Here is a 20,199-nt window from a genome sequence, read left to right on the forward strand (position 1 = left end):
TTTTGTTTAATCGCAAACCAAATCAGCAATTAAATAAAAGTTTGCACTTACATCTTAAAAAAAATAATTCATGTCTTGCAACTTTTAGGAAGTCTGTTGCGTCTAATAATAAAACATCTAAAAAACTTAGAAAAGATGAAAGCCTCAATCAAATTAATTTTATCAGCCGTCACTATCACCTTGTTGATTAGCAGTTGTACCATTTGGGAAGATGGCATCAGGCCCAGCAAGCATTACATTACCCGTAGCTATAATATTGGCGATTTCAATAAAATAGATGCTTCAACCGTAGCAAGCATCCATTATGTACAGTCGGCCGATAGTAGTACATCTCTGGAGATATATGGCTCAGATAACATCGTTCCGCTTATAAAAGTGTACGTTGAAAACGGCACGCTTTATCTTACTACGAAAAAAAACAAGAAGATCAATAACTCCGGGAAACTTAAGATCCAAATAAAAACGCCTGACCTACATGCTATCTACTTTAAAGGAGTAGGTGATATATACGTTGACAGCGGATTAAGAACCCAGTCACTTGAAGTAGAAAGTAAGGGGGTCGGTAACATTAAAATAAAAAACTTAGTTTGCGAATCAGTGAACATCAATTCATTGGGCGTTGGAGATGTCGAAATAGAAGGAACAGCCCAAACAGTAACATTGCGTTCAAAAGGTGTAGGTAACATTGAAGCTGATGAGCTCAAAGCTCAAAACGTAGAAGCCTCATCAATGGGCATTGGTAGCATTTCATGCTTCGCTGCTAATAAATTAAATGCTTCCGTTAAGGGCATAGGTGGAATTAATTACAAAGGGAACCCTGAGCACAAGAACTTAAGTAAAGGAGGAATTGGATCAATTAATGCAATAAACTAAATAAATAATTATCATGAAAAAAGGAATAATACAAGGCACAATATGTGCAGTCATTCTGTTAGCAGCGACTGCTTGTCTACAAGCAAAGAAGATTATTGGGAACAAGAATTACATAACCAGAGAGATAAAAACAGAGCAATTCGAACATATCAAACTATCAGGTAGTCCGGACGTTATCTACAAACAAATATCGGGTTCACCCAAAGTGCAAATTTATGCCCCCGATAACGTTGTTGACTTAATTGAAATCAAAGTGATCAATAATACTTTAATGATTAAATTCCGCGACAATATAAGTCTCGTAAATTGTGACAAACTCGAGATTAGGGTAAGTAGTCCCAGTCTGGAAAGCGCATCAATTCAAGGGTCGGGTGACATTGTTTTGGCAAATGGTATTAAAAATACGAACAAAGATTTCAAACTATCCATATCAGGATCGGGAGACATTGAAGGAAAGCAGATATATTGCGCCAACCTTGATTTATCAATTAATGGTTCAGGAGACATTGAGTTAGACCATATTGTAGCCAATCATGTAGAAAGTAAGATAACCGGATCAGGAGATATCACACTTGAAGGTAAAGCAAAAACTGCAAATTATGGCATCTCAGGTTCAGGAGACATTGAAGCTAATAAATTAATGGTAAATACAGTGCACGCAAAGATTAGCGGCTCCGGTGACATAACATGCTTTGCAACACAGAGTTTGAGCGGTGGAGTTAGCGGTAGCGGTACGGTAAGTTATCGGGGTAATCCTAAGAACATTGAATTCTCAAGAAAAGGACTTAGAAAACTATAACAATAACTACTCTCTTAAATAAACCTGGAAACATACAGGTTGTCAATAGTGTAAAGGAGGGGTTCGTGAGAATACCTCCTAAAATAAAAAGAAGATTACAGCCTCTCGCTGTAACCTTCTTTTTATTTAGTTAGTTATTTACAAAAATTAGAGAGGGGTGAAACTTCACAGTTTCGAATTGTTTTAATAAAGCACACTAACTATATTTAAAGCAAATGAAAATGTTACATCCTTAAGAATGCTTTTGTTTCATAGAACCTGCCAACTTAGAGATAAATTCAGAACTCATTGTCCCCGTAAAATTTATCACTGTAAAGTGAGTATTTTCATGAATAAGCATTACCAATTCTATTATTGCATCGTTTTTCTTTCTGATCATAATCTGACAATTTTCAGATTTGTCACTAAAAGAAAGAAACGGCTCAAATCTATTTGAATTCTTATGCATTACCTTCAATGCATCATCATAGTAATATTTACCTTTCACCTTGGAAGAAAGCATTTGCATACTTTTGAGATTAGCAATAATCTGCAATACATCTTCGTCTTTCTGCTCATCATTCTTCAAAATCTCCTCCATCATTTTGGGGCTAATTGTCACACAAGAGAGATTAGTATCTGATTTGTGTGCTGCCAAAAATCTACTGGCAAAATCTTGAGCCGAAACAAACATCGCTAATAGCGATAAGGTATTTATTAATATAAATCGTTTCATTCTTTAATCATCTCAACTTTAGCATCTACACTATCAGCCAAATGTTGTTCTTGAGATTTATTAATCCCTTCGGATAGCATCATCAATGCAGAGGAAACTTCTTTATAAGCAACTTCCGGATCGTCATATGTATCCTGATATGTTTCATAATTATAATCTAACTGGTCATTTCCAAAGAAAGTATGCTGGGCTACATTTCCCAAAGACACCATCACCGCAATCACAGCCGCAGCTTTAAGAACAGGCATAAAACGACCTATCAGAGTAAGCTTCCGAGCCCTAACCACAGGTTTTTCAACTTCAGCAAGAACCCTTGCATCAAAATCTGTACTCAAACCAACTTCCTGCTGCAATTGTTGATATACAAAAAGATCTCTATACTTGAGCAAATGTGCCGGTATATCCTTATGCATCATAAAGAACGAGCGCAGTTGTTCTTCCTCTATCAAAGAGGTTTCGCAACGCCAATATTGCTCCAAAAGCTGTTCTATATACTTATAATCCATATCCTTCAATCTCCGTATATCTTTGTTTTACTTTTTGTCTTGCTCTAAAGAGGTTTACTTTAACTTGTTCCTCTGTTAAATGCAAAACATCTGCAATTTCTTTGTATGATTCTCCTTCAATATCTCTAAGTTGCATAATAAGACGTTGTTTCTCAGGAAGTTCATTTATAAGACGATGAATTATTGCCATTCGCTCTTGTATAACCAATTGATCATACGGTCCTAATTCATCATTCGCTTCTTCCATTTCCGAAGTCAGCTCCACATGCTGGGCCTCTTTCTTCTGACTGCGATCAATTGCCAAATTCCGGGTAACGACCAAACAGTAAGCTTCAATTGATTCAAACTGAGACCACTCTTCACGCTTATTCCAAACCCGAATCATCGTATCCTGCACAACATCTTCCGCTTCGGCTCTATCCAGAGTTATCCGGAGCGCCAACCGAAAGAGTTTATCTTTCAATGGCAATATGTCGTTACGGAAGCTTATTTCTTGCATCTCTATAATAATGACGGGTTCATAATTGAAAAGTTACACTCCTCTCTACTATTTTTTCAAATTATTTTTTAATTCGAGTTCCATCAGATTCATTAATGGCTGATGCTAAGGTAATTACAACTTGAGAAACACCTGCATCAATCGCACCAAAAGCATTCTCCAGCTTAGGAATCATTCCCCCTTGAATAACTCCTTCTGACACATATTGCTTAAACTCATCTCTATTAATAGAGGAAATTACACTATCATCATCATTTTCATCACGTAAAACGCCCTTCTTCTCAAAGCAATAGATAAGAGTCACATCGAAAACAGATGAAAGAGCTTTAGCAACTTCTCCTGCAATGGTATCAGCATTTGTATTCAACATATTCCCATTACCATCGTGCGTAAGAGGCGCCATCACAGGTACAACTTCACTCCGAAGTAACTCTGTTAAAGATACCGCATCCACCTTCTCAACATCGCCCACATATCCATAATCAATGTCTTTGACAGGACGCTTCACCGATCTGATCAAATCCATATCTGCTCCAGTCAGCCCCAATGCATTAACACCTCTGGCTTGCAAACCTGCTACAATAGTCTTGTTTACCAAACCTCCATACACCATTGTCACCACTTTTAAAGTTTCAATATCGGTAATTCGCCGGCCATTCACCATTTGACTTTCAATGCCCAATTGAGAGGCGATTTTTGTCGCTGATCGTCCGCCTCCATGGACCAATACTTTGCACCCTTCTAATTTTGTAAAATCATTCAATAAGGCATTAAGCGAGCTTTCCTCTTCAACCACTTTGCCTCCCACTTTGATCACCGTGAGTTTTTTTTTCATTTTTTCAGGTCATTAAAAGCAAAAACATGCGTTCTGCATCTTCATAAGAGTTTTATAAAGTTACAAAACGCATGTGATGCGTCTTTAGATTATTAATTTGACTTTTATTTATTCAAGATAAGTGTATCCATACAGCCCGGAGCGATAATTCGACAAGAACTCTTTTCCTTCTTCTACTGTAATTTTACCTTCTTTCACCGATTTAGTAACCCATGTTTCCAGTGTGCGCACTAATTTTTTAGGGCTATACTGTACATAATCCAATACCTCAGCTACTGTTTCACCATCAATAATCTGCTCAATATTATATCCTTTATCACTTACCGAAACGTGCACCGCATTGGTGTCGCCAAACAAGTTATGCATATCGCCCAGAATTTCTTGATAAGCTCCAACTAAAAAGACACCCATATAATAAGGATCCTTAGATTTTAAGCTATGAACCGGCAAGTAATGCGACACATTTTTAGTTGAGATAAAATTGGCAATCTTGCCATCCGAATCACAAGTTATATCTTGAAGAGTAGCTGCCCTGTCAGGCCGTTCATCCAGTCTATGAATAGGCATAATAGGAAATATCTGATCTATTGCCCATGAATCCGGTAACGACTGAAAAAGCGAGAAGTTACAGAAGTATTTATCAGCCAACAATTTAGACAGCCCCCTAAATTCATCAGGAGCATGTTTCAGCCCCGAAGCTATTTGGTGAATTTCACGTGTAATTGACCAATATAATCTCTCAATTTGTGCACGAGTCTTAAGATCAACAATGCCGTGACTGAATAAGTCAAGTGCTTCTTCTCTGATCTGTTGCGCATCGTGCCATGCCTCAAGCATTTTATTTTGGTTCAATGCATTCCATATACTGTATAATTCTTGAACCAATTCATGATCTTTGTCAGTGATCTCTTCATCTTCATCCCAATCAGGAAGTGAAGTCGTTTCAAGTACCTCAAAGATAAGAACTGAATGATGAGCGGTTAACGCCCTTCCACTTTCTGTTATAATATTTGGGTGAGGGATACCATTCTTATCACTTGCATCAACCAAAGTAGAGATTGAATCGTTTACATATTCCTGAATAGAATAATTCACACTACTTTCACTACTTGACGACCTTGTTCCGTCATAGTCAACGCCTAGTCCACCACCAATATCAACAAACTCCACATTAAATCCCATAGCATGAAGCTGCACATAAAACTGAGAAGCCTCTCTCAATGCAGTTTTAATACGACGGATTTTAGTAACCTGACTACCTATATGAAAATGAATCAACTTCAAGCAGTCTTTCATCTCTTTTTTTTCCATAAAATCGAGTGCCTCCAATAATTCACTGGAAGTTAATCCAAATTTACTTGCATCTCCACCCGATTCTTCCCATTTTCCACTTCCGGAAGAAGCCAACTTTATGCGTATACCAATATTAGGTAAAACATTCAACTGCTTCGCCATTTTTGCTATCAGACGAAGTTCGTTAAGTTTTTCAACGACTAAAAAAATTCGTTTTCCCATTTTCTGAGCAAGCAGTGCAAGCTCAATGTAACTCTCATCTTTGTAACCGTTACATATAATAAGGGAATCAGAATCTGTATTTACAGCTATTACCGCATGTAACTCTGGTTTAGATCCAGCCTCTAGTCCCAAATTAAATTTCTTACCGTGACTGATAATCTCCTCAACTACAGGACGCATTTGATTCACTTTAATCGGATAAATTATAAAGTTTTGCGCTTTATAACCATACTCTTCAGAAGCCTGTTGGAAGCAACGAGCCGTTTTCTCAATACGATTGTCCAAAATATCAGGAAAACGTATCAACATGGGCAAAGCAACATCTCTCAACTGCAACTCGTCAATCAATTCTTTCAAATCAACACCCACCCCGTCTTTACGAGGTGTCACAACAACATGTCCTTTCGAATTAATACCAAAGTACGAAGTACCCCAACCAGTAATGTTATAGAGTTCCTCAGAATCTTCAATACGCCATTTTCTCATTTTCTATTTATCAGTCGTTATTTATGAATAATGGGGCAAAAATACGGATAAATATATAGTATTCAATCAAACACCTTTCGTTTTTTGCATTTTTACGCTAATTAAGAAAGGAAAATGCACTATTATAGCAGTATTAAGCAGACATCTACTAATAAAAATGCAATTCAAATACAATCTATAAAAATATTTATTCCAAACCAACGAGTCCACTCAAGTGGATCACAGAGTTTTCTATCTGATGATAATCTTCTAATTCATCTGCATTGAATATATATTGCGCCTGATTGTAAAAAGGAGCACGATTCTGAAGGGCTGATACAATAAAGAAAGACAATTCGTCATCACTCTTACCTTTTAGTATGGGGCGTTGTTGTTTAGCTACCCGTAAACGTTGAAAAAGAATTTCAGCTTTTACATTAAGAAAAACAGTAATTCCGGATTTATTCATGAAATCCATATTATCAAAAAAACAAGGTGCTCCTCCTCCAGTTGAAATAATAACATTTTCAAAGTCGGCAACTTCATGCAACATGTTACGCTCCAGCTCGCGAAAACCATCTTCACCTCTTTCGGCAAAAAGTTCTTGCACTGTTTTATGAAAGCGCTCTTCAATATACCAATCTAAATCAACAAAAGAAAGATTATATTTCTTTGCGAATGCTTTGCCTAAAGTTGTTTTACCGGCTCCCATATAGCCAATTAAAAAAATACGGATCATCATGTTGAACTACATTAAGTTTGTTGCAAAGGTAATCAATTTGAATACATCCCTATATAAAACGAACAGTAAAAGCTAACAAACTTGGCAAAAAGACTGCTCAATCAGAGGCATGATGATCCGTATTATCTTATTATTTAAAGACTTTTACGCGAGTCTCCAAGGTTTGAAATTCTTTTGGACCTGGTTCACCTGCGGGAGATCCAAACGGCATTTGAGCTACAAGTTTCCAAGAAGCCGGAAGATTCCAAGTAGCCGCAACTTCTTCATCAATAATAGGGTTATAGTGTTGCAACGAAGCGCCTAAACCGACATCTTCCAACATCGTCCACACTGCAAGTTGATGCATCGCAGAAGTATGCATGGACCACACCGGGAAGTTAGTAGCATAAGCGGGGAAAGCATCCTGCAGACCTTTTACAACAGAATCGTCCTCAAAAAACAAAACAGTACCATAACCACATGAAAAACAGCCATCAATTTTAGCTTCAGACTGAGCATATGCCTCGCTTGAAAGCATCTTCTTCAAAGTATCCTTCACTATACCCCACAACTTTCTATGGTTATCTCCCAGCAGTAGTACCAGTCGGGCCGACTGCGAATTAAATGCTGATGGAACATGTTTTACAGCTGTATGTACAATATGCTCTATCTCCAAATCAGAAATTGGAGTTTCGTTTTTAATGGCGTAATAACTTCTTCTGTTTATCAACGCCTCTTCGAAAGATCTACTCATAATATCTTTATTTAGGTTTTACAGTCTTTTTATTCTCTTTTAAAAACAACTCGAAACAGGGTTTGTTCAAACCCCAAATATACTTTAATAGCCTAAAGTAGCAAATCTCGTCCGATATTAATTGGAGAAATATTCCGACGGGGTTTTTCCGGTGTATTGTTTAAAATTCCTAAGAGCAGTAGCGCGTGAGCGAAAACCAACATCGTAAAAAATATCCTGATAATTTGTAGACTCTTTGCTATGAACCCGTTGAATAAACTCTTCAATACGTAATGAATTAATATAAGCGCTAAAGCTCACATATCCCAATTCATGCAAAGCGCAAGACAGTGTGGTGCGGTTAGTGCAAAGTGAAGCAGCCAACATATTCAGAGAAATATCAGGGTCCCTATAATCACAAGTCAATTTCATGTGAAGAGTTATCTTTTCACATAACGAATTCTTTCTTACTGATAAAGTCTCAGTAGGAACCGACGGGTTATCAGGACTTGGGATATCAATATTACCAGTAGATAAATTCCGTTGTTCTATCAATCTTTCGAACAGTTCCATATAGGCTATGTAGATGCTACAACCTGCACTCACATAATAATATACTGTTTTGATAATTAATGTATCAAAGTTCAGAACAATCATATAAGCCAATATATTGACAGTGAAGGTTATTGTATATTTAAGTATCCATGTCCTGTTTGTGTTATTGTAACGGCGCGTATAAGGAATGGTAAAGATAAATAACACCGGAGCAAAAAACAACATAGAAAGTAAAAGACGAAACCAGACTTGAAACTCGGTAACCTCTGGCAACATCTCAAACAATGAATGGTAAGGTTTAAAAATGATGCCGACCTGTAAACAAATACAATAAACAAGAGCTAATACCAACCATGGACTGTAGAGCTTCACAATACGTCGAAAATTAAGATATCCGGGAGATATAACCTCAATGGGATACATTATATAAGATATAACCATAAAAATGGCAAGTAATAACATGGGGACTGAGATCAGTAACTTAGGATCTTCACCATGACATAAAGCCAGAAATCTGGTCATGTAGTTCCCCACAGAAAAAAAGACGATGCACGCAAGAATAACACGTGAACGCTCCCCGCTCTTCCTGCGAGCGAAAATCAACAGGGAGGTGAGTAAACAAGCAACAGCTGCTGCAAGTGTAGTGGCTAAATATAGACTTTGCATAATTGAGACACAAATTTAACAGATATTTCGGCAATCGTATCTAATTCGAGACTTTAAATCGTAATATTTTGTATTTATGATACACAGGTATTGTAATTATGAAACATTAAGTAATGAAATGAAGACTACTTTTACACAACCTATTGATACACTAATAATGTACCACTAATATTTTTTATGAAATGAAGAAAATAAACTTTTTATTACTAGTAGCATTGACCTTTACTTTGGCATCTTGCAACTCTGACGACAAGGAGCTTTCTAACAATCCTTTTGACTCGATCAGTGAAAGCAGCAACAATGAGAGAGACAAAATTGTTGTCATCAGTGACCTACACCTCGGGAATGACTTGGCATATTCTGAAAACGTAAAACACCTAGAACGACTTGAACAATTTCTAAATGAAGTTCGATCGTCAAGCACCGTTAAAGAGTTAATTCTTGGAGGTGATATATTGGATGAATGGTACATCCCCACTAGAACAGACACTTATGGGAGTGGGTCTCAAGCTGATTTCGTTAGAAAATCAGTAGCCGCAAATCAAGGTGTATTTAACGTTCTAAATGGCATTATCAAAGATGGAAAAATAAAACTAACCTATATTCCGGGTAATCATGACATGGGAATATCTGCTGAAAATATTAATATTGCAATGCCGGGTGTAAATCAGGCTCGTGACCCAGAGGGTAAATCAGCGGTGGGCACCTATAACCCCGATGGATACGAACAAATTGCCATTGAACATGGACATAGATATGACTTCTTCAGTGCAATAACTCCAAATGCCAATGAATCAGAAGCACCTGGAGCCATCTTGCCTCCCGGCTATTTCTTCGCCCGCATAGCTGCTAACTCATTTACAGATCCAACCACGATTGAAGCAGCAACAAAGGTTCCTGACGTTACGTTAAATAATGAAAGTGACCCCGAGCAAAAAAGCAAAAGTATCTACTATACTCTATGGAAAAAAGTAATGACAAAAGTGATTTACGTAAAGGATAATTTCAACGAACCCATTATAAAGACAAACATAGGAAATTACACGAAAACGTATGCTATTAATGATATTTTGCCTAAAAATGTTACTGACGGCAGCATCCAAATGAATCTCTATAACGGATTGTTTACGCAAGCCAATTGGGATGCTCGCCAGAAGTACAACAATGTGAAAGCCATGACAGCTATCAACGAAGCAATAGTTGGTAGTCTGGAAACAGAGTTTATTGACAAGCAGGCAGACGTGCAATATTTCCAGAATTCTAAGTCAAAAGTCCGTCTTGTCGTTTTTGGACACACTCACTTACCCAAGATTCAATCATATACCAATAGTGATGGAGATCCTTGTTTATATGTTAACTCAGGCACTTGGGAGGACCAAAAAACTCGTGATAAAAACGCAGCAATAGATCAAGATGTGATCAATATGAATTTTGTTGTGATTGCCCCTGTCAAATCCAACAAGCAAAACCTACAAGTGGCATTATATAAATATAACCGCGGAGAGCATTTGTTGGTAGACAGCAAAAAAATAAATCTATAATATTTGACTTATACAAAACAAATTATCCCGGTGTGAACCTTCTCACAAAGAAGATTTGCATCGGGGTTAAACTGTTTATCTCATTTTTTTCGTTCCTTTGTATACAAATAAAGCTATAATCAACTACCGAATTCACATGGGCAAACAAAAATATTATGTAGTTTGGAGCGGTGGCACACCGGGTATCTACAAAACGTGGAATGAGTGCCAGCTTCATACGAAAGGATATGAGGGGGCAAAATACAAATCATTCGACTCCTTGGAGGAAGCCGAACGCGCCTTGGGCTCATCACCTTACGCCTATATAGGACAAAAGAAGAAGTTAGCAGCAACAAGATCAGCATCTTTGCCTGAAGCCGTTAACGATAATGCCCTTGCAGTTGACGCAGCCTGTAGTGGCAACCCTGGTCCTATGGAATACAGAGGCGTTCACATTGCAAGCCGACAAGAAGTCTTTCATTTTGGACCGCTAAAAGGAACCAATAACATTGGTGAGTTTTTAGCCATTGTGCACGGACTAGCATTAATTAAACAAAAAGGATACGATATGCCTCTGTACAGTGACAGCGCCAATGCCATTAGTTGGGTGAAACAAAAAAAGTGCAAAACAAAACTGCCACGCACATCAGAGACTGAGTATCTTTTTGAGCTCATAGAACGCGCCGAAAAATGGCTCAAAGAAAACAAGTATTCCACCCCTATCCTAAAATGGGAAACCAAAGAATGGGGAGAAATACCTGCTGATTTCGGAAGGAAATAAAAAAACGTTTACAGACTTTGCATATCGTTTAGCTTTTTATAATATCCGTCCAATGCCAAAAGCTCTTCGTGCTTACCACGTTCTACAATTTCACCTTCATAAACCACGCAGATTTCATCAGCATTCTTAATGGTTGAAAGACGGTGAGCAATTGCAATAGTCGTTCTGGTTTTCATCAACCTTTCCAGCGCTTCCTGAACCAAACGTTCAGACTCCGTATCGAGCGCAGAGGTGGCTTCATCGAGAATTAATATAGGCGGATTTTTCAAAATAGCTCGGGCAATACTGATGCGTTGACGCTGTCCTCCCGAAAGTTTGCTTCCTCTATCGCCTATATTAGTATTGTATCCGTCTTCTTTTTCCATAATAAAATCATGCGCATTAGCAATCTTCGCAGCTTCAATAACCTGTTCCATTGTTGCATGCTCCACACCAAAAGCAATATTATTAAAGAAAGTATCATTAAATAAAATAGCCTCTTGATTAACATTACCTATCAATCCTCGTAAATCACCAATCCGCACATCTTTAATATCAACACCATCAATTGTAACACATCCTTCTTGCACATCGTGATAACGTGGTAAGAGATCAACCAAAGTCGATTTCCCGGAGCCCGATTGTCCAACCAAAGCAACTGTTTTCCCTTTGGGTATAGTCAGGTTCACTTTTTTAAGCACCTCTCTATTATTGTCATAACTAAAAGAAACCTCCTTGAACTCAATCTGTTCTTTCAACTCATTCAGCGGTTTTGGGTGAATGGGCTCCAATATCTTATTCTCGGCTTTCAAGATTTTATCTACCCTCTCCATAGAAGCAAGTCCTTTGGGAATATTATAGCCCGCCTTTGCAAAATCTTTCAGAGGATTAATAACACTATATAAAATAACCATGTAAAAGATAAAAGCCGGAGCCTCAATAGGAGAATTTTGGCTCAAAATCAATGAGCCTCCAAACCAAAGAACCATAACAATCAATATTGTACCCAGCAATTCACTCATCGGATGAGCCAGAGCTTGCCTCATCGCCACTTTATTAATAGCATCACGGAACTCATTACTGCATTTGGTGAAGCGATCGGTCATCTTTTTTTCTGCCACAAATGCCTTAATAATACGAAGTCCCCCCAAGGTTTCTTCTAATTGCGACATCGTATCACTCCACTTTGCTTGTGCCTCAAGAGATTGTCTTTTTAACTTTTTGCCAACCGTTCCCATGATCCATCCCATCGCAGGTAATACAATCAGGGTAAAAAGAGTCAATTGCCAGCTCGTAACCACCAGTGTACCAAAATACATCAAAATTAATATCGGATTTTTGATAAGCATATCGAGGGAACTCGTTATAGAATTTTCCACCTCGCCTACGTCCCCGCTCATTCGAGCCATGATATCACCTTTGCGCTCTTCCGAGAAGAAACCTAACGGCAAACTCATTACTTTTGAATACACCAAAATACGGATATCACGCACTACACCAGTACGCAACGGAATCATTACAGCCGATGATGCAAAGTAACAAGACGTTTTCAACATCGTCATAAACGCCAGAAACAAACCTAGATAAAACAAGGTAAGCGAAGGGCCATTCTCAATGATCAGATTAGTAACGTAGTAATAAAAGTTATTTATTGCGATCTCTTTTAGTCCAACTGCCGCATCCCAAGGTATAAATTCATATACCTTATTATCCATCTTGAAAAGAATCTGCAAAATAGGAATCAACAAGGTAAAAGAGAAAATATTGAATATAGCCGAAAGCAAATTTAAAAAAACTGCCCAACCTATATATCTCTTATAAGGTGAAACGAAACGTTTCATTAACTGAAAAAACTCCTTCATATAGTTATAATTATTATTTTTGAGACACGAACAAACTGTCAAACAAGCATAGCCAGGAGAGTCCGACTGCTTCTGTTGAATATTTCTTTGATTTTTGAATCACATTCATCTGCATTTCTTTTATCCTTGAGGGATTGTTTAATAATGCAACAAGTGATCGGGCATATTTTCTAATAGAAAACGGAGGAATAATGTACCCGTTGACTCCCGATGGCGACAATATTTCTTTTACGCCCGCAGAACAACCAAATGCAAATGGAATAACCCCATGCGCCTGAGCCTCTGTCAGACATAACCCCCACCCTTCAAATGTGGATGTCAAACATAACACCGTGGCTTGACTGTAATACTCTCCAACTTTGTTTGAGTATCCTTCAAACGAAATCCGGGGTAACTCCATCTCAACCGCTTTCTGCTGTAAAGTAGCACGTTCGGGACCATCTCCCACCAATACCAGCTCCCAATCGGGTAAATCAGAACAAGCCAGTTCCCATATCTTCAGTAACCTGTCAATTCTCTTATCCGCATAAGTCATTCTGCCTACAAACAGAATTTGTTTCTTCTTATTTAGATTCACCTCTGCAACAAGCCTTTCCGAATTATGAATCACCCGTATTTTATTATTTTCAGATTGTACTCCCAGTTTAGAGATCAGCTTCTTTTTATACTCATCACACAAAACCGTATAAGCATCAACCGTATCATATATCTTACGATATTTCTCCAAGTACTTCTTCTCAAACTTGCCTAGCAGTTTGTATTTAGGATAACGTAATAAATGCCACTCCAGCTTTTTCGGAAAGTTTCGTGCAGATTTTCTTTTCATAATTGAAAGCTCATTCTCAACCTCCCAAAGGGGCACGCCATGGTGTGCAAAAACAATTTTGCAATGTGTACGGCTACGAATGTAACTTAACGTAACTAACTCATAATGAGGCAAAATAAAAATATCAATCTCATTCTTATCTAAAGAATGAATGATAAAATCAGCATTCTCGACAGAATCAACATTCGTTGGATCGGGTAGCAATAAAGGCTTAAAACTATTTACAGACTCAGTTGGTAATTTTTCCGATTCTAAATTACAAGTGAAGATATATGATTCGTAGTTAAAAGAAGAGATATAATTTATTATATCCATCGTTATCCTTTCGGCTCCTCCGTCAGGGAAAGAAACATGCAAAAAAGCAACTTTTCTTTTCTTCATTATCGGGTTTTATTATTGAGTAAAATCAGCGATTTTTGAGGATCAGTGATGATTTGGTTGATATCCGATGCTGTAAGAACCTTCTTACGTTTTAATTTGCATGCCCTTAAAAACAGATACCAGTAATATCTGATGTAATAATGAGCAGAAACCGCAACAGGTACAACATGACAATTATACTCCCTTGCCAGTTGAACATATTTTTTTCTGAACGGACTATCACAATTATGCACCCAAGGCTTCCTCCTTCCGGTAAAATGCACTATGGCCGGTTTCTCAAAAGCGGCACACAGATCATTCAGCCTTCTCTTTTGAATATCGAGTTTGGTAAAAAGGAAAAAATCCATCAGATTCCAACGAATCGGAAGAAGTTTCTTTTTATCGTAAAGCAAAGCATTAAGTACATCTTGATCATGCAACTCTATTTTATCGAAGTTCTCAGAAATATACTCCTGACACGCTTTTGATAATTGAAGCTTTCTCCAATATTTGAGATTAATAAGCATTACTCCCGAATTAAAATACGAATAAGACTCCGGATAACCAAGGGTACGAGGCGATTCTACATCAAACGGGGGCCTCTCTTCCACAGCCGCTACAGCAAACTCTTCTAAGTTGATATTCCATAAATCGGCAATTGAGTCCATGATCAATAAATCACAATCCAGATAAAGCACTTTATCGACAGTTTGAGGCAACAAATCAGAAATAAAAATGCGCAAATAAGCCGCCAGACTCAAATGATCTTGCTCTTTAATAGGATAATTTTCAATAAAAGAATATGGAACTTCACAAAAGACTACGTCAACACGAAAAGTTGATTCAAGTTCCTTAATTTTTTTGTTTGCCGACTCTTTGACCTGGGTTTCAATAACATATACAGTAAACTCTTCATCCGGATTATTTTTAAATAATCCCAGAAGCATCAGTTTACAAAAATCCACATAGGTATCATCTATGTTACAAACGATGTTAATCATATATAGTTTAAATACTTTTTGCCAAATTCATTCCTTTATTTATTCCGTTGGCACACCATGCCGTGCGTTGAATAATTACCTTTCTCAAAACCATGTTGTGGTACATCAATCGTTCTCTGGAAGCTTTTGTATGATACAAGTGATACTGTACTCCTCCCATCTTCAAGAATTTCTTCTTCACTCCGGAATGAATTAAACGATAAGCCATCTCAGTATCTTCCTGCCCCCACATGGTCAAATCTTCGTTATACCCGTTCACCTTCAGCAAATCGTCTCGCCAAAAAGCCATATTGCACCCTCTTAAACGAGATATTTTATTTTGCCCATACCGTTTAGCCAAGTAACCTCGAAGCATTTTGGACCTTAATCCATTGAGTGCAAAACGCAAATCTTCTTTAAAACATGACGGCTGCATTATATCCCCTTTTAAAATATGATCAGTAGTCTCTTCCCGCAGCCACACCCTGCTTCCGCAGACAAAGTATCCCCTTTCTGCCAATTCCAAATGATCTGCAATAAAATACTTATGAAGAATGACATCTCCGTCAATTTGAATAATATAGTCACCCTTAGCCATTTCAATAGCTCTATTACGAATAGCAGCCACACGAAACCCTTTGTCTTGATGCCAAACGTGTATGATGGGTATTTTGGTTTGAAGTTTCATTTCTCGAATCATTTCCTTAGTACCATCTTGTGAACCATCATCGGCAATAAGAATTTCATCAGGTAATATGCTTTGATTAAAAACACTTTGCAGACAGGCTTTTAGGGCCTCTTTCCAGTTATAAGTAGATATTAATAAGCTCGTATGCATAGTATGAAAATTGTTATTAGATATATAAAGTTAAATACAATATTTTTGAGATACTGCATTCATCCTTATGCTATTTTATGTATAATCAGTTTGTGAACGGCGCATTTAGTATACTGAAATTTTCTCATCTTCCTTCCAATTATAGTCTAACGCTGCCTCACGCTGTAAAGCCGCCTGAACAATCTGATTGGTGCATTCGATGATACATTTCTTAATAACCGTTGTGCTAACTCCCGGTGTATAAGGAAAATAAACCACCTTTTTGTCGGGCTGTGATTTCATCCATTCCAAGCCTTCAAGATATTTATGTTCCCAATCGTCACCTATGGTTACAATGTCTATTTGTTCTCTTTTTAATTGAGCTATTTCAGTGAGCTTCACTTGTTTAACCACTTTAGTGACACACCTTAGTGAGGATATTATCCGAAAGCGTTGTTCAAAAGGAATGACAGGTTTCATCCCTTTATATTGTTCTATGAGTTCGTCTGTACTGACCCCTACGATTAACTCATCGCCCAGGGCAGCTGATTTTTCAAGAATATTTAAATGCCCCACATGAAACAAGTCGAAGCTTCCCGATGTAAATACTCTTATTTTTTTATTTTCATTATCCATTATCAGAAGTTCATTTGTTCAATTACTTTAATTCGTCTAGCCAAATCATTGAGTTCTTCGACAGATTGCAAACCAATATGCGAAACCCTAAAATAATGAGGAGTTCCTCCTGGCATAATATAAATATCTTGCTTCAGAAGTTCTTCAAACAGATGATCACCATTGTGATGAACGAAAAAACCTGTAATGCAGTTCGAAGGAACTTCAACCGGCATTTCCCAGCCGTTTTGGGCACAAAGCGACCTGAAATGTTGAGCTTTTTGTTTACGGCTCTCAATTAGCTGCTCCACTCCTATTTGTACATACATGTTTAAACGAGCATGCAACTGCATAAACAAGCTTGTAGCAGGACTATACGGTGTTTGTCCCCTCTTTAAGTTAGTCAGATTTTCATTAAAATCAAGATAGAATCCTTTATGAACAAATTCTTGATGCAGCATCCGTTCGGAAAGAATCACAAACGACAAGCCGGGTACTATATTCAACCCTTTCTGGCTGCTAGTAATACATACATCAAGACCCAGTTCATCCATATTAAGCGGATCCGTCAAGAAAGAACTGATAACATCAACTATTAAAAAGACTTCGTACTTTTTACAAATAGCTGATATGTTGGATAAATTATATAAAATACCCGTTGACGTTTCATGATGCTGACACAACAACACCTCGGGTTGCGAAACCCTTATTGCCTCCTCCAAAGCATTATAATCAATATCCTTAGCAAAGTCAACATGAAAAACATCGGCAGGACACTGATAGTAATCACACAAGTTTTTCCAGCGCATGCCAAACGACCCGCCGGCAATAACAAAAGCCTTTTGCATGGTTGAAACAAAATTAGCAACAACAGCCTCCATGGCGGCTGTTCCCGAGGCTGTATACGGAATAACCCGACCATTTGGGCAACCTATTAACGATAATAACATCTGCTCTGAGTCTTTTACCAGCTCAGAAAAAAGCCTAGTTCGCATATAAGGAAACGGTTGTCCGCTGATTCGGAGTATATCTTCTTCAATATCTCCGGGAAATACATAAGATTTCATAGTACGTATAAAATTTAGTCTATGTTTTAGTTATATTATTTTATTCGAGAGTCATTTCTTTATTCTTCCAAACGTTTTAATGCTGGTATATTTACGCCATATATTCAACTTTCGTTCTCGGGGCACTCCATGTTGTTCAATATAGCGAGCAGCTGCATCAAGCATGCGACGACAAACTTGTCCGTCTGTATATGGATCATAATTTTGCATGACCCATTTCCTTTTGTCAGCTATTTCTTTATTATCAATATTTTGATAGGCATCGATTAGCAAAGACGGATCTTCAATATTATTCCAATAGATATCTTTTGCAATGGTACGTAAAGTTATAACCGGCTTATCAAGCAAAAGAAACTCATAAACAGTAGATGACGTATCACTGATCATCACATCGGCCATCAGTTGTGCCTTTGTTACATCAAAATCATTAAGCCATACAATATGCTCTTCCTGAGTTGCCAGTTGCTTATACTCATCCACCCATTCCTGCTTGGTTAACGGATGCAATTTGATTAACAAAACCACATTCTCTTGATGTACCAAATTGACCAATTCAGCCTTTATATGAGGCAAAGAAGTTAAAGATTTAGAAAAAGTAGGTGCATATAACACCAGTTTGCCTCTTTTATGATCAGCCAAAAGCTTCTTTTTCTCCACATCAAAATCATTACGATGCTTTTGAATCCAGTCTTGTTTAGGCCAGCCGGTTTCAACCACAGAGAAATCTTTGTACTTTTGAGACAACTCAGTAAACTTTCTTGTAAAATAAGGACCTTGAGTAAGGTATAAATCAAAGTACCTCCTGATTACCCAATGATCTTTTTTCTCGGCTGCATATCCGTGAAATATTTGAATTTTCACTCCAGGCAAGTAATAAGGAACGATGTTTCCGGGAACAAAAATCACATCCGGTGAGAAATCATAAACATCCTGAATAGAAGTTGTGTAATTAACCTCATCTTTCAAAGGAAATTGAGCAATTCTCGGAGCATGCACATACCACAAAAGAGAGGCGTTATCACTAATAGATAGCGCTTCTTTATGTATTGGCAGCAAAATATCAATAGCATATAAGTTTTCGCAGAAAAAAACAACTCGCATTTTATTTTTCAAAATATTATATAGTTTAATTTCGTACATTGTTTAAACAATGATCACAAAAGTCTAAATTAGAATAAATTTATGGAACTGTTGAATATAGAAATGACATGAACAGATATTCTAAGCTATCACTTTCTTTAGTATGTCTATATTGAGCAACCGTCATAAAGATAAACAATAAAGTCTTTTCTCTTTAAAATTGCGATCGCAAAGATATACAAAAAAGGAAATATAGCATAGTATATTCATATTATATTCATTCAAAACGTTCATTTTATAATAAATGCAGTGATAAACTAAATACTGCATACTTAGCTGAACATAATTTAGAAAATAATAGGAAAAACTATCGGGTAAAATTATGAAAAACGAAAATACCGGGCTTTGATCCGTATCTTAAACTTACGCCACAAATTAAGCGGTTTGGGCTTTAGCTTGCCTTTATAATTAGTAATGAAATCATCAACGGCTTCGAGCACACGTTCAGAATTTTTTCCGTCACGATGCGGCTCATGATGCATGGTGTAATTATGAATGTGTTCCATCAGGTGTTCAGGGCGCGACAATGCTTCTTCAAGCGCTCCCTCTACCTCTTCTTCATTTAATACATTCAGCAGATAATCCCCGGGATTTGTGTTCCTAAAAGTAACAACCGGTTTATCCAGTAACATAAACTCCACTATGATAGAGGAACTGTCGCACAACATAACGTCGGCCTTTCTAAATGTATTTAGTCCATCATTACCTCTCTGAAAACTTACATTTTCAAACTGAGATCCGAGGGCCTTGTACTTATCTAAAAGCTCCGGATCATTCAATTTAGGATGGAAGGTTATGATCCAATTCCACGGTTTTTTTTCTGCTATTTTCTTTATTACATCATACAAATCCCAAGCAGAACATATCCCTTTAGTGAAAGTGGGAGAATAAAGAATGGTGAAATTATTATTTGTATTTTGAGTAGTGCCATTATTATAAAAAGAGTCAACCTTACACCATCCTGTTTCATAAACTTTAAAGAAACCATGTTTGGCCTCTAATTGTTTAAAATAAGGCGTAGTACTTGGACCTTGAGAACAATACACATCAAACCATCCTCTAATGGTAAAGTGATCATCAATTTTCTCAACTCTTTTCTTCATTGCATATCCATGAAACACTGCCACTTTTACTCCCGGGAAGAAGTGATACACCCAGTTTCCAGGAACAAAAACAGCTATCGGATTATAATCCATTACTTGCTGAATAGTATGCAACTGTTTCTCGTCGTTACGAAGCCAGTTCTCACAGCCATCTTCTATAAACCATGCCGCTTCGTCACCTCGTTGCCATATTGCATCTTGCAGCGGACGTAAAATAGAATATGAATAAGTGAGTGAAACAAAAAACAAATAGCGCTTACCAGACAT

General features: G+C 37.4%; 20 protein-coding genes. 4 read left to right on the top strand and 16 right to left on the bottom strand.

Features of this window, described 5'->3' with window-relative positions; all coding sequences use genetic code 11:
• Positions 1–135 precede the first annotated feature (135 nt).
• A complete protein-coding gene (locus ACKPCE_RS03570; protein WP_024995412.1) occupies positions 136–873 on the top strand; it encodes a head GIN domain-containing protein in 738 nt (245 codons plus the stop codon).
• Positions 874–886: 13 nt separating this feature from the next.
• Positions 887–1,672 (top strand): head GIN domain-containing protein, encoded by a 786-nt coding sequence (locus ACKPCE_RS03575; protein WP_319504216.1) that lies wholly within the window; start codon positions 887–889, stop codon positions 1,670–1,672.
• 232 nt (positions 1,673–1,904) lie between these two features.
• On the opposite strand, the gene ACKPCE_RS03580 is transcribed toward ACKPCE_RS03575, so the two are convergent.
• The 8 genes from ACKPCE_RS03580 to ACKPCE_RS03615 form a co-directional block, all read right to left on the bottom strand.
• Positions 1,905–2,387 carry a DUF4252 domain-containing protein gene (locus tag ACKPCE_RS03580; RefSeq protein ID WP_024995414.1) on the bottom strand — a complete coding sequence of 161 codons (483 nt, stop codon included), beginning with the start codon at positions 2,385–2,387 and terminating at the stop codon, positions 1,905–1,907.
• Complete coding sequence (locus ACKPCE_RS03585; protein ID WP_277638603.1) at positions 2,384–2,893, bottom strand: PG0215 family putative anti-sigma factor; 510 nt, start codon at positions 2,891–2,893, stop codon at positions 2,384–2,386. Before ACKPCE_RS03585 ends, ACKPCE_RS03580 begins: the two co-directional genes overlap by 4 nt.
• Complete coding sequence (locus ACKPCE_RS03590; protein ID WP_276966345.1) at positions 2,883–3,392, bottom strand: GFO_1088 family ECF-type sigma factor; 510 nt, start codon at positions 3,390–3,392, stop codon at positions 2,883–2,885. Before ACKPCE_RS03590 ends, ACKPCE_RS03585 begins: the two co-directional genes overlap by 11 nt.
• Before the next feature lie 61 nt (positions 3,393–3,453).
• The gene (gene argB, locus ACKPCE_RS03595; protein WP_319504217.1) at positions 3,454–4,227 is read right to left on the bottom strand and encodes an acetylglutamate kinase; all 774 of its coding nucleotides are present in this window, start codon (positions 4,225–4,227) and stop codon (positions 3,454–3,456) included.
• Positions 4,228–4,335: 108 nt separating this feature from the next.
• Positions 4,336–6,228, bottom strand: coding sequence for a biosynthetic arginine decarboxylase (speA, locus tag ACKPCE_RS03600; RefSeq protein ID WP_319504218.1), 1,893 nt, complete (start codon positions 6,226–6,228; stop codon positions 4,336–4,338).
• A 187-nt stretch (positions 6,229–6,415) separates the two neighbouring features.
• The gene (locus tag ACKPCE_RS03605) at positions 6,416–6,946 is read right to left on the bottom strand and encodes a shikimate kinase (RefSeq protein ID WP_319505914.1); all 531 of its coding nucleotides are present in this window, start codon (positions 6,944–6,946) and stop codon (positions 6,416–6,418) included.
• A gap of 133 nt (positions 6,947–7,079) precedes the next feature.
• Positions 7,080–7,682, bottom strand: coding sequence for a nitroreductase family protein (locus tag ACKPCE_RS03610; RefSeq protein ID WP_319504219.1), 603 nt, complete (start codon positions 7,680–7,682; stop codon positions 7,080–7,082).
• Positions 7,683–7,799: 117 nt separating this feature from the next.
• Entirely contained in the window at positions 7,800–8,882 is a 1,083-nt protein-coding gene (locus ACKPCE_RS03615; RefSeq protein WP_319504220.1) for a helix-turn-helix domain-containing protein, read from the bottom strand.
• Positions 8,883–9,064: 182 nt separating this feature from the next.
• Here ACKPCE_RS03615 and ACKPCE_RS03620 point away from each other — a divergent pair, with 182 nt between their 5' ends.
• Both ACKPCE_RS03620 and ACKPCE_RS03625 read left to right on the top strand, forming a co-directional pair.
• A complete protein-coding gene (locus tag ACKPCE_RS03620; RefSeq protein WP_319504221.1) occupies positions 9,065–10,423 on the top strand; it encodes a metallophosphoesterase in 1,359 nt (452 codons plus the stop codon).
• Positions 10,424–10,559: 136 nt separating this feature from the next.
• Positions 10,560–11,183: a ribonuclease H1 domain-containing protein gene (locus ACKPCE_RS03625; RefSeq protein WP_319504222.1), complete on the top strand. Its 624-nt coding sequence runs from the start codon at positions 10,560–10,562 to the stop codon at positions 11,181–11,183.
• An 8-nt stretch (positions 11,184–11,191) separates the two neighbouring features.
• Here the strand turns inward: ACKPCE_RS03625 and ACKPCE_RS03630 are convergent, their stop codons facing one another.
• The 8 genes from ACKPCE_RS03630 to ACKPCE_RS03665 all read right to left on the bottom strand — a co-directional run bounded on the left by ACKPCE_RS03630 (position 11,192) and on the right by ACKPCE_RS03665 (position 20,199).
• Positions 11,192–13,024, bottom strand: a complete 1,833-nt coding sequence (locus tag ACKPCE_RS03630) for an ABC transporter ATP-binding protein (RefSeq protein WP_319504223.1) — start codon at positions 13,022–13,024, stop codon at positions 11,192–11,194.
• A gap of 13 nt (positions 13,025–13,037) precedes the next feature.
• Positions 13,038–14,231 (bottom strand): glycosyltransferase, encoded by a 1,194-nt coding sequence (locus tag ACKPCE_RS03635; RefSeq protein WP_319504224.1) that lies wholly within the window; start codon positions 14,229–14,231, stop codon positions 13,038–13,040.
• Positions 14,231–15,211, bottom strand: coding sequence for a glycosyltransferase family 8 protein (locus ACKPCE_RS03640; RefSeq protein WP_319504225.1), 981 nt, complete (start codon positions 15,209–15,211; stop codon positions 14,231–14,233). Before ACKPCE_RS03640 ends, ACKPCE_RS03635 begins: the two co-directional genes overlap by 1 nt.
• Positions 15,212–15,218: 7 nt before the next feature.
• Positions 15,219–16,028: a glycosyltransferase family 2 protein gene (locus tag ACKPCE_RS03645; protein WP_277638596.1), complete on the bottom strand. Its 810-nt coding sequence runs from the start codon at positions 16,026–16,028 to the stop codon at positions 15,219–15,221.
• Between the two features lie 105 nt (positions 16,029–16,133).
• Complete coding sequence (locus ACKPCE_RS03650) at positions 16,134–16,643, bottom strand: FAD synthase family protein (protein ID WP_319504226.1); 510 nt, start codon at positions 16,641–16,643, stop codon at positions 16,134–16,136.
• 2 nt (positions 16,644–16,645) lie between these two features.
• Entirely contained in the window at positions 16,646–17,689 is a 1,044-nt protein-coding gene (locus tag ACKPCE_RS03655) for a pyridoxal-phosphate-dependent aminotransferase family protein (protein ID WP_319504227.1), read from the bottom strand.
• 51 nt (positions 17,690–17,740) lie between these two features.
• Entirely contained in the window at positions 17,741–18,790 is a 1,050-nt protein-coding gene (locus tag ACKPCE_RS03660) for a CDP-glycerol glycerophosphotransferase family protein (protein WP_319505915.1), read from the bottom strand.
• Positions 18,791–19,149: 359 nt separating this feature from the next.
• Positions 19,150–20,199 (bottom strand): CDP-glycerol glycerophosphotransferase family protein, encoded by a 1,050-nt coding sequence (locus ACKPCE_RS03665; protein ID WP_319504228.1) that lies wholly within the window; start codon positions 20,197–20,199, stop codon positions 19,150–19,152.

It is taken from the genome of Bacteroides graminisolvens (assembly GCF_963666085.1).
Taxonomy (GTDB): domain Bacteria; phylum Bacteroidota; class Bacteroidia; order Bacteroidales; family Bacteroidaceae; genus Bacteroides; species Bacteroides graminisolvens.

Excerpts from the sequence above, each read along its gene's own strand:
- ACKPCE_RS03585 (WP_277638603.1), bottom strand. The coding sequence starts at position 2,893 with ATGGATTATAAGTATATAGAACAGCTTTTGGAGCAATATTGGCGTTGC.
- ACKPCE_RS03645 (WP_277638596.1), bottom strand. The coding sequence starts at position 16,028 with ATGCATACGAGCTTATTAATATCTACTTATAACTGGAAAGAGGCCCTA.
- speA (WP_319504218.1), bottom strand. The coding sequence starts at position 6,228 with ATGAGAAAATGGCGTATTGAAGATTCTGAGGAACTCTATAACATTACT.
- ACKPCE_RS03655 (WP_319504227.1), bottom strand. The coding sequence starts at position 17,689 with ATGAAATCTTATGTATTTCCCGGAGATATTGAAGAAGATATACTCCGA.
- argB (WP_319504217.1), bottom strand. The coding sequence starts at position 4,227 with ATGAAAAAAAAACTCACGGTGATCAAAGTGGGAGGCAAAGTGGTTGAA.
- ACKPCE_RS03650 (WP_319504226.1), bottom strand. The coding sequence starts at position 16,643 with ATGGATAATGAAAATAAAAAAATAAGAGTATTTACATCGGGAAGCTTC.
- ACKPCE_RS03620 (WP_319504221.1), top strand. The coding sequence starts at position 9,065 with ATGAAGAAAATAAACTTTTTATTACTAGTAGCATTGACCTTTACTTTG.
- ACKPCE_RS03580 (WP_024995414.1), bottom strand. The coding sequence starts at position 2,387 with ATGAAACGATTTATATTAATAAATACCTTATCGCTATTAGCGATGTTT.
- ACKPCE_RS03575 (WP_319504216.1), top strand. The coding sequence starts at position 887 with ATGAAAAAAGGAATAATACAAGGCACAATATGTGCAGTCATTCTGTTA.
- ACKPCE_RS03615 (WP_319504220.1), bottom strand. The coding sequence starts at position 8,882 with ATGCAAAGTCTATATTTAGCCACTACACTTGCAGCAGCTGTTGCTTGT.
- ACKPCE_RS03630 (WP_319504223.1), bottom strand. The coding sequence starts at position 13,024 with ATGAAGGAGTTTTTTCAGTTAATGAAACGTTTCGTTTCACCTTATAAG.
- ACKPCE_RS03635 (WP_319504224.1), bottom strand. The coding sequence starts at position 14,231 with ATGAAGAAAAGAAAAGTTGCTTTTTTGCATGTTTCTTTCCCTGACGGA.
- ACKPCE_RS03605 (WP_319505914.1), bottom strand. The coding sequence starts at position 6,946 with ATGATCCGTATTTTTTTAATTGGCTATATGGGAGCCGGTAAAACAACT.
- ACKPCE_RS03660 (WP_319505915.1), bottom strand. The coding sequence starts at position 18,790 with ATGCGAGTTGTTTTTTTCTGCGAAAACTTATATGCTATTGATATTTTG.
- ACKPCE_RS03570 (WP_024995412.1), top strand. The coding sequence starts at position 136 with ATGAAAGCCTCAATCAAATTAATTTTATCAGCCGTCACTATCACCTTG.
- ACKPCE_RS03665 (WP_319504228.1), bottom strand. The coding sequence starts at position 20,199 with ATGTCTGGTAAGCGCTATTTGTTTTTTGTTTCACTCACTTATTCATAT.
- ACKPCE_RS03610 (WP_319504219.1), bottom strand. The coding sequence starts at position 7,682 with ATGAGTAGATCTTTCGAAGAGGCGTTGATAAACAGAAGAAGTTATTAC.
- ACKPCE_RS03625 (WP_319504222.1), top strand. The coding sequence starts at position 10,560 with ATGGGCAAACAAAAATATTATGTAGTTTGGAGCGGTGGCACACCGGGT.
- ACKPCE_RS03640 (WP_319504225.1), bottom strand. The coding sequence starts at position 15,211 with ATGATTAACATCGTTTGTAACATAGATGATACCTATGTGGATTTTTGT.
- ACKPCE_RS03590 (WP_276966345.1), bottom strand. The coding sequence starts at position 3,392 with ATGCAAGAAATAAGCTTCCGTAACGACATATTGCCATTGAAAGATAAA.